We start from the raw sequence: 13,245 nt of genomic DNA on the forward strand, positions 1-13,245 counted from the left end.
TTTAATGTCAAAACAAACATTACAATTACACAGCACCGTGTTATCTATTCATAGTTTAGCCCTTGAAGCTGACATACCGCCTGCGCTGTTAAAGCAACCGTTATTTTTTATCTCAAAAACGCATGATGAACTGTCAGTTGTTTGCCCTGTCGACTTTATTATTGATAGCCAAGACACTGAATCTAATTGGCAAGCACTGGAAGTAATAGGCCCTTTAGGATTTTCGTTAACTGGCATTATGGCAAATCTCTCAGGCGTGTTAGCCAGAGCCGGCGTGTCCATTTTTTCGATATCGACCTACGATACCGACTATATTTTAGTAAAAAAACAAACGGTCACCAAAGCAATTACAGCCCTTAAAGCCGATGGCTACAACGTGGTAACTCAATAAATAATGAAATCTGAAGACGTTAGCTATTTAACTAAAAATAAAATTGGCCGAAACGCGATACAAATCACGAGCCCGTTCAGTGGTAAAGTGATGCCAATGGAAGAGCATCCACAACCCTTTTTTCGTTTTGGTACACTCGGCCCGGGTATTGTTGTTAGCTTATCGAGTCATAAAGTGTTATCACCCTTTAATGGCACCTTACTGCAAGTAAAAAGTGCCGGTTGTGAATTTATTTTAAAAGCCAACAACGGCTTAAAAGTATTAATAAACCTAGCGGTGCCCGATTCACAAACACTTACGCATACTCATATTGCTCAGCTTAACGGCAGCAAAATAACCAAAGGCCAACGCCTTGCCTATTTTGATTTACGTGAGCTCGACTCGCCTATTTTAGCCAGCCTCATAATTCTCAATGGCCATAATTTAGGCACTTTTCATTATTCTCACCCGCAAGTTAATGCCGGTGTAGATACCTTATTAACTATTATTAAAAAGAAGTAGATTTATGATCACTCTCTATGGCATTAGCAACTGCGATACAATTAAAAAAGCAAAAAAATACCTAAGCGATAATGACATCGCGTTCACTTTCCATGACTATCGTAAAGATGGCGTTAATCATAAAATGGTTAGCGATTTTGCAGAGCATATTGACTGGGAACAACTTGTTAATAAACGTGGCACAACATACAGAGCGCTGTCGGATGAGCAAAAGCAAAGCTTAACTAAGCAAACTGCTATCGATATATTGGTTGAACAACCTGCAATGATTAAACGCCCTGTTCTTATTAATAATGGGCAATATCACTTAGGCTTTAAAGCAGCCCAATACGATGAGATCTTTAAATAATGACCCATCCAGTAATTACCCTAGCCCAAGCTTTAATTCAGCGAGAGTCGGTTACCCCTGAAGATGCAGGCTGCCAACACATGATGAATGAGCGTCTAAGTGCAATTGGCTTTGACATCGAATCGCTATTTTTTACCGATACCCTAAACACATGGGCACGAAAAGGCACGCAATCACCTCATTTTTGTTTTGCCGGTCATACTGATGTGGTGCCCACTGGGCCTGAAAAAAACTGGCAGCACCCGCCTTTTGCAGGCTTAATTGAAGACGGCTTATTGCATGGCCGTGGCGCTGCCGACATGAAAGGCTCATTAGCAGCGATGATTGTGGCAACCGAACGCTTTGTGACTAAGCATCCAGATCACAAAGGCTCCATTTCGTTTTTAATTACCTCAGATGAAGAAGGCCCTTTTATCAACGGCACTACCCGCGTAATAGATACTTTAGAAGAGCGCGGTGAAAAAATTGATATGTGCCTTGTTGGTGAACCCTCTTCTCGCGATGTACTCGGTGATGTGGTTAAAAATGGTCGTCGTGGTTCACTCACGGGGTTTTTAACTATAAAAGGCGTGCAAGGTCATGTGGCCTATCCACATTTAGCGCAAAACCCAATTCATTTAGCCACGCCAGCTTTAACCGAGTTAAGCCAAACTGTGTGGGATATGGGTAATGACTTTTTTCCAGCCACCAGCTTTCAAATCTCTAATATTAATGGCGGTACGGGCGCAGGCAATGTGATCCCTGGGGAGCTAGAGGTACAATTTAATTTTAGATTTAGTACCGAAGTTACTCATCAACAACTGCAACAAAAAGTAAATTCCATTTTACAAAAACACAATTTAAATTATGAACTCAATTGGATTGTGAATGGCTTGCCGTTTTTAACCGATCACGGCCCATTGGTTGATGCCACCGTAGCCGCGATTAAATCGGTAACGGGGTTAACCACTAACTTAGAAACAACAGGTGGCACCTCAGATGGTCGTTTTATCGCACAAACGGGTGCTAAAGTTATTGAATTAGGGCCACGTAATGCCACTATTCATAAAGTGGACGAGTGTGTTAGCACCGACGACCTAATCGCGCTGGCCGATATTTACGAACAAATATTAGAGCACCTGTTAACTTAATGACTGCAAATAAAGAACTCATACAATGCATCACTGGCCAAAGTGATGCACATTTAGTCGCCATACAAAACCATTATTTGCATGCCAATATTGTCAACGACTTTATTGCACTGCAAACTGCAGCTGCATCAGCAGGCTTTGATTTATGTATTGCATCAAGTTTTCGGGATTTTAATCGTCAATCGGCTATTTGGAACGCTAAATTTTCCGCTAAGCGGCCGGTATTAAACAAAGCGCAGCAACACGTTGATATTAATTCGCTCAGTGATATTGATAAATGCATTGCCATTATGCTTTATTCTGCGCTACCGGGGGCGAGTCGCCATCATTTAGGGACTGATTTAGATATTTACGATAAAGGCGCAGTGAGTGACGATTATGTTTTGCAATTGAGCCCTAATGAATATCAGCACGGTGGGCCTTTTGCTAAACTAAGCCAATGGCTAGACACTCATCTAGCAGAATTTGGGTTTTATCGACCTTACCAGTATGACTTGGGTGGTGTTGCCCCAGAACTTTGGCATATTAGCCATATAGCGCAATCAGCGCAGCTTATTCGTCACCTTACGCCAGAAGTGTTGCACGACTGCATTAAACACAGTGATTTATTAGGTAAAGACGCTATTTTAACCCACTTACCTGCATTGTATGAACGCTTTGTGATCAATGTAAGTCCACCAGCTAAGCAGTTTTAGTCTTTTTATTTAACGTAAAAACCAATACCGCTAGTAAAATGATACTGCTGGGGAGCATAAATTGTACAGTTAATGTCTCTGATAAAAACACTGCCCCTGCAATAGCCGCCAAAACGGGTACGCATAACTGCACTATGGCTGCATGCGTGCTCTTTAATAGTGGCATAGCCACATACCAAATACTGTACCCTACGCCAGATGCGATGGCACCTGAGGCTATTGCAAGTAACGCCCCTTCGATACGTATATTTTTAAGCTGGCTCATTCCCACCACAATTAAAATAGGTAGCACTAATAAACTACGAATAAAATTAAAGGTAGTGGCTCTTAGCGGCGACACACACGCCTTGCCACGAATACTGTAAATTCCCCACGCAATGCCACTTATACTCATTAATAATGCAGCCATCAGCGGTGGTGCTGTCTGTGAGGGCAGCATTAAGTAAACAAATGCCGCAAACGCCACTATAAATGCAAGCCATTGCACAGCACTTAAACGCTCTTGTTTATATATGCCCCAGCCAATCATTGTAAATTGCACCGCCGAGAATAAAATAAGCGCGCCCATACCGGTATCAAGCTCCATATAAGCTATAGAAAAGCACAGCGCGTATATCAGCAAGCTCACACTGCTTCGCCAACTGCCGGTATCTTTAATAACAGAACTACTTAATTGTGCATTTTTATTTAATTGCCTAGTATAGAGCAGCATAATAATGGTCAAACACACTGCCCCGCTCAGTAACCTAATAACGGTAAAATTCCACGCATCAATGTAGCCCTGCGCCAACGCTAACCGACATAATAACGAATTTGCAGCAAAGGCAACTAACGCGATAATAGTAAACAGTGTTGCTTTCAAATTAATTCCTAACGTATTGATAAATATGTACCGTATTTATATACCGATTAAATTAACGTCCAATGTTGTAAACGTTACCATGGTTATTTTTTAAATGATAAAGTTTTTATTAAGGGTTTTTGTTCTATGTTTATACACTACGCTTTTTTACAATCTTTCACACTTGTATTTATTGGCAGTATGTTAACCTTACAGAATAAATAAGAAGGAGTGCGCGTGCGTCACATTTTAATTTTTAGTCTTTGCTTTATTGTAAGTGGTTGCAGCACCATTGGCTTTGACGATCTCTTTAATGATTACGCCACTAATACCACCCCTATTAGACAAGCCATTACGAATAATAATATTGAGAGTGCACGCTCCTTAATAAGCAAAAACAGCAAAACACACAGTAATTATTTATTGAGCCAATTAGAACAAGGCCGTATCGCGGATTTAGCCAATAACCCCGATAACGCACAAGTTCATTTTGAAACTGTCTATCAACAAATGCAATCTAAGCGCCAAGCTGCAAAAATACAAGTAAGTGCTGGGCTTGAGCAAAGTAATGCGCTGTTAACCAACGACTCAGCTATTAGTTATACACCGCCCGCCTACGAAATGAGTATGTTGCATAGCTACAAAGCGCTCAATTATGTCTATAAACATGATATTGAAAGCGCCTTAGTTGAAATACGCCGTGCTAATAAAGTACAAGTTGATGAACTATTAAATAATCAAAGCGAATTTGATAATGCGGTTGCCCAAGCACAGCAACACTATCCCGATATGGATAACTTAATTCGCTCGGTCAAAAATGGCTTTCAAAATGCGTACACGTTTTACTTATCAGGGTTGCTATATGAAACGGCAAAGCAAGGTGATGATGCCTACATAGACTATAAAAAAGCACTCGAAATACAACCTAACAATCCGTATTTACAACACGATGTACTGCGTCTTGCTAAGCAGCAAGGTTTTGCCGATGACTATAACCAATTTAAACGCCAGTTTGGTGAAGTAAATACCTTAGAAAAAAACCAAGGCGAAGTGGTTATATTATTCGAACAAGGCCTGATACCAAAACAACACGAATTTAAATTACGATTACCCATTTATACTTCACAAGGAGACGCCCGATTTTATAGCCTCGCAATGCCCATTTATATAAATAATGCTTATGTAAGCACCGTTAACAACGTCAAAATTAATGACCATTTATTATCACTAAGCCCGCTAGTGCACTTAGAAGCACTGGCCGCTAAAACGTTAGAGCAGCAAGTTGCTGGGCGCGTATCGAGGCAAATATTGCGCTTAGTGGCGAAAGAAAAGCTGCGCGCTGAGCTTGCCCGCAGTGGCGGTGATGTGGGGAATATTTTAGCAAACTTATATAATCTTGCTTCTGAGCAAGCCGATACCCGCAGCTGGCTTACCTTACCCAATCAAATTAGTCTTGCCCGCAGTGCAGTGACTGCAGGCGAACATACCTTAAATGTTGGCTCACAACCGCCAATAAATTTTACCGTTAGTAAGCAAAGGTTAACGTTAATCTACCTAACCTCTGTTAATAACTATTTTAACTCCCATGTAGTGCAACTTTAGGAGCCATCATGAAATACATACTCCCCATTATTGCGTTGTTTATGCTTAGTGCATGTAGCAGCCGACCTGTAACCTCAGGCATTGGAGTTGAACAAACTACCAACGCCTACAAAGAGCAGCTCAATGTTAACAATCCACAGTTAGCAAAAAAGCTATTAATTAGTGATGTAAAAACCCGCCAAACAAATAACTTAACCGACGTGGTAGTCACCTTGGCGAGTACCTATAAAAAGTCACAATATTTACAGTATCAATTTAACTGGTTTGATAAAGATGGCTTTGTAATTAAAGGCAACCACTCGCCGTGGCAAGCCCTCACATTATTTGGCTTTGCTAAAACTCAGCTTGCAGGACTCGCGCCTAGCCCTAATGCCGTTACTTTCTCTTTAGCTGTAAGAGAAGTGTCTACTGAAGCTCAAAAATTTAAAGATTAAAGGAAACCATGATGATCAATAAACAATTCAAATCACTCTCTGGCTATGCAATTTTAGGCCTAGCCGCACTCACACTAACCGGCTGTGCTAATAAAGCAGTCGTTAGTTATGGTGATGCCCAAGCCGTAGAAACCACAGATATAAACTTTGGCTCTACCGACCTACAAAAAGTAGCCTCGCAAATGACCGACTCACTGCTCAGTTCGCCAGTGGTTGGTACTATGACTGCCAATACACGCCCTGTGGTATTTGTTGAGCGTATTAAAAACAAAACCAGTGAACACATAGACACTGAGTCAATTACCGACTCAATTTCGACTCAATTACTTCGCAGTGGAAAATTTAGATTTGTTGATATGACCCGTGTAGAAGCGGTTCGTGAACAACTTACATTTCAAAATGAAGATGCACTGATCAATCCAAGCACTGCGGTGGCCTTTGGTAAACAAATTGGTGCGCAATATATGCTGTACGGTAACCTATCGAGCATTGTTAAATCCAATGCTGATAAAGCCGATGTGTACTACAAATTTACAATGCGCTTAATGGATATGCAAAGTGGCCTTGTTGAATGGGCTGACGAAACTGAAATTCGTAAAACCCGTGAAAAATCTACCTTTGGTTGGTAACTAACAGGAGCGAACCATGAAAACACTTAGCTTATTTTTATGCACTTTATTAATATTTAGCGCCCCCACTTTTGCCAAGTATGAACGCAATAAAGCCGTTCCTGTGCAGCAAGTACTATTTGGTAAAGTGAAGTCGGTGCGCAACATTACAGAGCAACAATTGGTTCACGATAAAAGTAACGGTTGGAAAACCTTTGGCGGAGCCTTATTAGGGGGTGTTATTGGTAACCAGTTTGGTGGTGGCAGCGGTCGCACAGTAGCGACGATTTTAGGATCAGTGATTGGTGGTAATGTTGCGCATAATCAGCAACAGACACAACGCTATGAAAACCTCCAATTAGTTGAACTACTAATACAAGTAGAAAGTGGTGAACAATTTATGGTGGTTCAAGACAACGATCCCGCTATGCCTTTTCACCAAGGTGATAATGTGCGCCTTATTTATTTAACTAATAACACAGTCCGCGTAGATAGCGCTTATTAGAGTCTATTTATGTTTCGAGCTTAATTATTAAAGTTCCAACAAAAAACCTAACTTAGGTCGCTAAGTTAGGTTTTTTTTAATGTATTCACTTTTATTTATTAAGCGGGTTCTTTTGCCCAAAGCTGCTCGTTTTCATGCATTTCATATAAACCATGTGCACGGTTAATCAGTAAATTTGCAAAATCAGCTTGGGTTTTATCTCGCGCACCCGCGGTAATAATTTGATCGGCCTTTAACTGCCACTGCAGTGAAAAATAACGCATAGCATCGCGTGCATCTTTTGCTGCAGATGCTTCAGCGTGATCGGTTGGTAAACGACCGGTGATCACCCAGTAGCTTTTACCGTTTTGCGCTTTAAATTTCCAAAGCGCACATAAAGGCGCTAAAAAGCGACTTTCTTTTTCAAGCAATGTTTTGGGCATAATGCCTTTTTCAGCTAAATGCTTTTGCGCATTTTGAAAGCATTCGCGCTGCCATTGAATTTCTTGTTGCTGAAGTTCAGCTTGCTGCTCTGGTGTTAATGGTTTTTGTTCTTGTTGCTGCATTTTAATAACCTTTTTACTTCTTTGTTTACACTTTAAGGGCATAACAAATAAGTCGCAAGCATAAATAGCGTGCTTAACACCTTATTCGCAGCTGTTTGCTGGGTTTTTAAGCAAACCGATTATTTTATGTTGTGATCAAACGACCCCACATCACCGGGGAACACCACTGGCGATTCAACACCCTGTTTATTCACGCTAGCAACGCCAAAATAGTAGTTATCAATAACCACATTTTTAAGCGTAAACTCGCTTACATTATCAACCCATTGGCTGTATTGCCATTGTGGCTCACTCGTATAGCGCCAGTAAATTTTGTAACCGGCAATATTTTTATCTTCCGATGGTTGCCAAGAAAGTGTGGTACTGGCGCGTACGGCACCACTAATTTTCACTTCTTTCGGTGGCGCTGGTGCCCATGCCATTGACGCTAGGCTCACCGCATTCAATGACGTGAGTTTTGCGGCGTAATCAAAATCAACCCCATCGATGGTATCACCGTACACTATGCCATTTTCGGTGCGTAGGTCTTGATGTTGACGGTCGTAATGCTCGTTAGTTTCCATTATACGTACAGCCGCAAAGCCCGCATCATTAAATGGGCGATGATGCCCTCCTCGAGCAAATCGGTCGAGTCTGTATACCAGCATAGTGTCTAAATTTTCAATGTACTTATCGGCAATGGTGTCTATGTAACGCGCTAAATTACGACTCGCTGAGTCAACTTCGCCACCTGTAAAACGACGAGTACGCGCTTGCTCTTTGGTTTCAACCACTCGCGTCCCTTCTGAAAAAATACGTGCAGTGGTGTTATCGGTAACGCCATTAATACCGATAATATTACCAATCATGTCGTTATTTAAAACACCATGAACCTGCCAATTATTTTTTTGCGCATAAGCGGTTAAAATTTTACCGCCAAATAAACCTTGCTCTTCACCTGAGAGCGCCGCGTAAACAACCGAGCCATTAAATGTATATTTCGATAAAACACGCGCTGCCTCAATAACACCGGCAATCCCTGAAGCGTTATCGTTTGCACCTGGCGCATCGCTGGTAAAATCCATTACATCACTAACGCGCGAGTCTATATCACCCGACATCATCACCATACGATTAGGCTCAGTACTGCCGCGCTGAATCGCAATTATGTTAACCACTTCTACAGGGTTAGGAATGCGCTTTTCTCCCGAAATGGTTTGTTTTACCTCTATTATTTCTAAGCAGCCACCACATTGTGCCGAAATCGCTTCAAATTCTTTTTTAATCCAACGCCTTGCAGCGCCAATACCACGTGTATCAGACTTAGTCTCTGATAGCGTATGTCGCGTACCAAAACCCACCAGCGTTTGAATATCACTCTCAATACGCTGCGCCGAAATTTCTTGTGCAATTTTATGCAATGATGCTTGTTGTGTAGACTCGCCAGCAAAGCTTGTAAGCGTTACAGAGCATAATGATGCCAACACACCATACTTTATAAGTCGATTAACTAACTTTAAACCTAAATAAGACATCGCATTGTTATCCTCATAATGAATGCTACCAACATGACAGCAGAAACCAATAACCGCAAACCTTTTGAGATAGACACTAAAAATCACACGCTTAATTACAGATTATTAACACCTTGAATTTTACTTACAATTTAACCCTCACCAAACAAGTCCTCTTTTCAAGCACACTATTTTAATAAAAATAATCACTTATACTGTTTTGACCGTATATAGTGCTAAACAAAATTAATCAGCTATCATTTTATAAAGGCTAATTTAATCAATAAGGTGCTGAAATAACATGAAGAAACACGAAAAATTACCAGAGGATCATGTTGATCCCCTGATTTACTAAAATCCGGTTATATTTGGGCTCTAGCTCGCTGCCCGTTGAACTGGTTATTGCTACCGCATTGATGGCTGTGGCGTGTAAAATTATTGTCCTCGATTTAAAATTAGTGACCTCAGAGCAAATTGTTGGCCTTGCGTTAGTTACTTTAGCACTGGGTATATCGTATTGGCTGGTAAAAAATAAAACCGGCCACACTAAGCTATAAACGGTTAACTCCACTTAAGTTAACCGACGCACACCTCATTCCCACTGCGCCTTTGTGTTTTACAATGGTATAATGGGACATCTTTATAAATATTTAATTAAGCAGTTAATATGTATCGACTATTTGAACGGATGACTAAACCGTTCCCAGAGCGTTCTCCATCTCAGCCTCCTAAAACCCTTTTTGCATTTTGTCGTCACTACACTAAAGGCATGGAACTGTCGTTAGTGCTTATGTCGCTCAGTGCCGCATTACTCGCTATTTTAGAGGTGTCTTTATTTAGTTATATGGGCCAACTGGTTGACTGGCTTGGCGAGTACACACCTGAAGAGCTGTTTTCGCAGCAACAATCCGCGTTAATAAAAATGGGGTTAATGCTTTTAGTCGTCATGCCTGTAGTGGTGTTTTTTAGATCAGCTATTTTACACCAAGCGCTATTGGGGAATTACCCTATGTCGATTCGTTGGTTGGCACACCGTTATCTACTGCGTCAAAGTGTCAGCTTTTATCAAAACGAATTTGCTGGGCGTATCGCTACAAAAGTATTACAAACCTCATTAGCAGTACGTGAGTCAGTCACTAAGTTACTTGATGTACTGATGTACATTGCTGTTTACTTTGGCTCAATGGTGTTTTTAGTGGCCGCCTCAGACTGGCGTTTAATGTTGCCATTATTAGTGTGGTTAGCATTGTATATTTGCGTGCAAATTTACTTTGTACCCCGATTAAAAAGTATTGCAAGTTCACAAGCTGATGCACGCTCAGAAATGACCGGCCGTATCGTCGACAGCTACACAAATATTTCAACCATTAAGCTGTTTTCTTACACTCAACGCGAAGAACAATACGCTAAACAAAGTATGGATGTATTTTTACAGCCTGTTTATAAACAAATGCGCTTGGTCACCAGCTTAAACGTGGTTATTCAAAGCTTAAACTATTTGTTAGTGTTTTCGGTAGCAGCTGTGTCTTTGTATTTATGGTCGTTAAGCGCCATTAGTGCAGGAGCGATTGCCGTGGCATTGAGTTTATCGTTAAGGCTCAATGGCATGGCCCAATGGATCATGTGGGAAATTAGCAGCTTATTTGAAAACATTGGCACCGTGGCTGATGGCATGCGCACCCTTTCTAATCCTATTGCGGTTGATGACAAACCAGAAGCCGAAACGTTAAAGGTCACCCAAGGGGCAATCGACTTTAATAATGTACATTTTAACTACGGTAAAGCCGCGAATGAAAATAACCGTGGCCCCGTAATAAACGGATTAAACTTAAACATTAAACCCGGTGAAAAAATCGGCTTAGTGGGTCGCTCTGGCGCGGGTAAATCCACATTAGTTAACTTGTTGCTGCGCTTTTACGACACCGACAAAGGCAGCATTAGTATTGATGGCCAAAATATTACGGATGTAAGCCAAGAAAGCCTTCGCCGCTATATTGCTATGGTTACCCAAGATACATCCCTACTACATCGCTCAGTAAAAGATAACATTTTATACGGCAGACCCGATGCCACAGAAGCCGAAATGCTCGATGCGACTAAGCAAGCCAAAGCCCTTGATTTTATAACCGATTTAGAAGACAGCAAAGGCAATAAAGGTTTTGATGCGCAAGTAGGCGAACGAGGGGTCACCCTATCAGGTGGTCAACGCCAACGTATTGCCATTGCACGCGTACTACTTAAAAACGCACCAATCCTCATACTTGATGAAGCCACCAGCGCTTTAGACTCAGAAGTCGAAGCGGCTATTCAAGCAAGCTTAGATGATTTAATGACAGGTAAAACAGTAATCGCCATTGCCCATCGATTATCGACCATTGCACAAATGGACAGACTCATCGTGCTTGATGAAGGCGGCGTTGTAGAGCAAGGCAGTCACGATGAATTAATTGCCCAAGGCGGCATTTATGCTGCTCTTTGGGCACATCAAACCGGCGGCTTTATTGGCGTTGAGTAATTAAACTAATTGAGGGCGGGCTATTATTATAGCCTGCTCTTGTTAACTAAAATTAAACTTATTCTTTGATTTTAAAGCTATTTATAGTTATTTAGTCGAATTTTATAGTCTACCTCTTGCCCCACTGTTTTTAAAATGTCACATTCGCGACTGACTTTTTATCATTCATCAAGCAATTCATCATGTCATTTTTAAGCAAACATAAATACACCCTCTATGGGGTGCTCGCTATTTTACTTTGGAGCAGTTTAACTGCCTTTATTCGTGATTTATCAGAATTATTCAGCCCAATTGGCGGTGCTGCTTTAATTTACAGCGTCAGTGCGATTTTTTTAATACTAGTCATGGGTGTACCAAGTCTAAGCAATTACCCAAAACGCTATTTAGTCTTTGGTGGCAGCTTATTTGTTATTTACGAAATGTGTTTAGCGTTATCCCTCGGCTTTGCAAATAGTCGCCAGCAAGCGTTAGAAATGGCAATTATTAACTACCTTTGGCCAGCGTTAACCATTTTATTTTCGATTATTGTTAACCGCACTAAAGTAAGCGTATTAGTCTACCCGAGCATACTGATTGCATTTTTAGGCGTTGCATGGTGTATTGCAGGCAACAGTGGTTTATCTATGGCTGTATTAACCGTTAATATTAGCGACAACCCATTGCCCTACTCTATGGCGTTTGCAGCAGCGTTTATTTGGGCTGTGTATTGCAGTGTAACGGTTAAACTTAGCGAGGGTAAAAATGCCATTAGTGTATTTTTTGCAGCCACGGCAATCTCTTTATGGATAAGTTACGGACTGAGTAATGAACCCAGCTTTGAGTTTAACGTATATTCTAGTTTTACTTTATTGCTGGCAGGGGTGGTTATTGGTGGAGGTTACGCACTATGGAACCAAGCAATAATTGGCGGTAACCTAGTGTTGTTAGGCACCTTGTCTTACTTTATTCCTGTATTGTCTACGCTATTTGCCTCTATTTACTTATCACTATCGCTCACCAACGCATTTTGGCAAGGCGTAGTATTAGTTACATTAGGCTCATTAATGTGTTTTATGGTGACGCGAAAAACAAAGCCAGCCCAATAAAATAAGTAAGCGAAAAGCTAGAGACTGTCTGCTTTTCGCTTTAATCATTTAATTAGCTTGCTAATCGCAGTCCTAACAGCACTAACATCACAATGTTTGCAATCACACCGATTAAAAAGAAGTAACTACGCGGGCTGGGGTTTTTCTCTGTGGCAATGGCGTAATACAGTGCCATATGAATTAAACGTGCAATAACGTAAACCCAAATACAGATTGCAAAAACCGAACTGTGGTAATTCATCACAAAGGCAAATAAAACCGTTCCTATAAATAACGCACTGTTTTCTAATGTGTTATGAAAGGTGCGATGCGCTCTAAATATAAAACTCTCATGAGATAGGTCTTTATCAATTTTTCCTGGTACAGCCCCAGGCTGTTTGGCTTTACTAAACGTCGCCACTGCCCACTGAACTAACATCATAATTAAATATAAATAAAATGCTATAAACGCTGAATGTGCTATATCGGTCATTGTTTAATCCTTTGTGTTGTTATTAGAGTAGTAGTTACAGCAACTATCAAGCCAAAGATAAGCCACTGATGTATATAGT

General features: G+C 41.0%; 16 protein-coding genes. 12 read left to right on the top strand and 4 right to left on the bottom strand.

All coding sequences use genetic code 11. From position 1 onward, the window contains the following. Window positions 1-4 precede the first annotated feature (4 nt). The 5 genes from QMA00_RS10860 to QMA00_RS10880 are packed head-to-tail and all read left to right on the top strand — an operon-like array spanning window position 5 to window position 3,066. Window positions 5-391, top strand: coding sequence for an ACT domain-containing protein (locus QMA00_RS10860; RefSeq protein ID WP_076920972.1), 387 nt, complete (start codon window positions 5-7; stop codon window positions 389-391). A gap of 3 nt (window positions 392-394) precedes the next feature. Next, a complete protein-coding gene (locus QMA00_RS10865; RefSeq protein ID WP_016899914.1) occupies window positions 395-892 on the top strand; it encodes a PTS glucose transporter subunit IIA in 498 nt (165 codons plus the stop codon). 4 nt (window positions 893-896) lie between these two features. Beyond that, a complete protein-coding gene (locus QMA00_RS10870; protein WP_076920970.1) occupies window positions 897-1,241 on the top strand; it encodes an ArsC family reductase in 345 nt (114 codons plus the stop codon). Continuing rightward, entirely contained in the window at window positions 1,241-2,371 is a 1,131-nt protein-coding gene (gene dapE / locus QMA00_RS10875; protein ID WP_033102505.1) for a succinyl-diaminopimelate desuccinylase, read from the top strand. The genes QMA00_RS10870 and dapE overlap by 1 nt, the downstream gene beginning before the upstream one ends. After that, the gene (locus QMA00_RS10880; RefSeq protein WP_076920969.1) at window positions 2,371-3,066 is read left to right on the top strand and encodes a M15 family metallopeptidase; all 696 of its coding nucleotides are present in this window, start codon (window positions 2,371-2,373) and stop codon (window positions 3,064-3,066) included. The genes dapE and QMA00_RS10880 overlap by 1 nt, the downstream gene beginning before the upstream one ends. On the opposite strand, the gene QMA00_RS10885 is transcribed toward QMA00_RS10880, so the two are convergent. Then, window positions 3,053-3,928 (bottom strand): DMT family transporter, encoded by an 876-nt coding sequence (locus QMA00_RS10885; protein ID WP_076920967.1) that lies wholly within the window; start codon window positions 3,926-3,928, stop codon window positions 3,053-3,055. The two genes, QMA00_RS10880 and QMA00_RS10885, sit on opposite strands and share 14 nt — an antisense overlap. A gap of 216 nt (window positions 3,929-4,144) precedes the next feature. Between QMA00_RS10885 and QMA00_RS10890 the strand changes: the two genes are divergently transcribed. The 4 genes from QMA00_RS10890 to QMA00_RS10905 are packed head-to-tail and all read left to right on the top strand — an operon-like array spanning window position 4,145 to window position 7,056. Next, window positions 4,145-5,509, top strand: a complete 1,365-nt coding sequence (locus QMA00_RS10890) for an adenine DNA methylase (protein WP_076920965.1) — start codon at window positions 4,145-4,147, stop codon at window positions 5,507-5,509. A gap of 8 nt (window positions 5,510-5,517) precedes the next feature. Then, a complete protein-coding gene (locus tag QMA00_RS10895; protein WP_036982869.1) occupies window positions 5,518-5,943 on the top strand; it encodes a YcfL family protein in 426 nt (141 codons plus the stop codon). 8 nt (window positions 5,944-5,951) lie between these two features. After that, complete coding sequence (gene lpoB / locus QMA00_RS10900) at window positions 5,952-6,572, top strand: penicillin-binding protein activator LpoB (RefSeq protein ID WP_013464781.1); 621 nt, start codon at window positions 5,952-5,954, stop codon at window positions 6,570-6,572. A gap of 16 nt (window positions 6,573-6,588) precedes the next feature. Next, complete coding sequence (locus QMA00_RS10905) at window positions 6,589-7,056, top strand: glycine zipper 2TM domain-containing protein (RefSeq protein WP_036982871.1); 468 nt, start codon at window positions 6,589-6,591, stop codon at window positions 7,054-7,056. Window positions 7,057-7,154: 98 nt separating this feature from the next. On the opposite strand, the gene QMA00_RS10910 is transcribed toward QMA00_RS10905, so the two are convergent. Both QMA00_RS10910 and QMA00_RS10915 read right to left on the bottom strand, forming a co-directional pair. Further along, window positions 7,155-7,601, bottom strand: coding sequence for a DUF4826 family protein (locus tag QMA00_RS10910; RefSeq protein WP_008110031.1), 447 nt, complete (start codon window positions 7,599-7,601; stop codon window positions 7,155-7,157). 119 nt (window positions 7,602-7,720) lie between these two features. Beyond that, window positions 7,721-9,115, bottom strand: coding sequence for a M28 family metallopeptidase (locus tag QMA00_RS10915; RefSeq protein WP_290157214.1), 1,395 nt, complete (start codon window positions 9,113-9,115; stop codon window positions 7,721-7,723). Between the two features lie 347 nt (window positions 9,116-9,462). On the opposite strand from QMA00_RS10915, the gene QMA00_RS10920 reads away from it, so the two are divergent. The 3 genes from QMA00_RS10920 (at window position 9,463) to yddG (ending at window position 12,694) form a co-directional block, all read left to right on the top strand. Then, complete coding sequence (locus QMA00_RS10920; protein WP_226915909.1) at window positions 9,463-9,651, top strand: phosphate-starvation-inducible PsiE family protein; 189 nt, start codon at window positions 9,463-9,465, stop codon at window positions 9,649-9,651. 110 nt (window positions 9,652-9,761) lie between these two features. Beyond that, the gene (locus QMA00_RS10925; protein WP_036982874.1) at window positions 9,762-11,609 is read left to right on the top strand and encodes an ABC transporter ATP-binding protein; all 1,848 of its coding nucleotides are present in this window, start codon (window positions 9,762-9,764) and stop codon (window positions 11,607-11,609) included. A gap of 182 nt (window positions 11,610-11,791) precedes the next feature. Next, window positions 11,792-12,694 carry an aromatic amino acid DMT transporter YddG gene (yddG, locus tag QMA00_RS10930; protein ID WP_290157217.1) on the top strand — a complete coding sequence of 301 codons (903 nt, stop codon included), beginning with the start codon at window positions 11,792-11,794 and terminating at the stop codon, window positions 12,692-12,694. 52 nt (window positions 12,695-12,746) lie between these two features. Here yddG and QMA00_RS10935 read toward each other — a convergent pair whose 3' ends face one another. Next, on the bottom strand, window positions 12,747-13,166 hold the full coding sequence (locus tag QMA00_RS10935; RefSeq protein WP_036982878.1) for an MAPEG family protein: 420 nt from the start codon (window positions 13,164-13,166) through the stop codon (window positions 12,747-12,749). Window positions 13,167-13,245: the final 79 nt, after the last annotated feature.

It is taken from the genome of Pseudoalteromonas sp. APC 3694, assembly GCF_030407565.1.
GTDB classification, from domain to species: domain Bacteria; phylum Pseudomonadota; class Gammaproteobacteria; order Enterobacterales; family Alteromonadaceae; genus Pseudoalteromonas; species Pseudoalteromonas tetraodonis.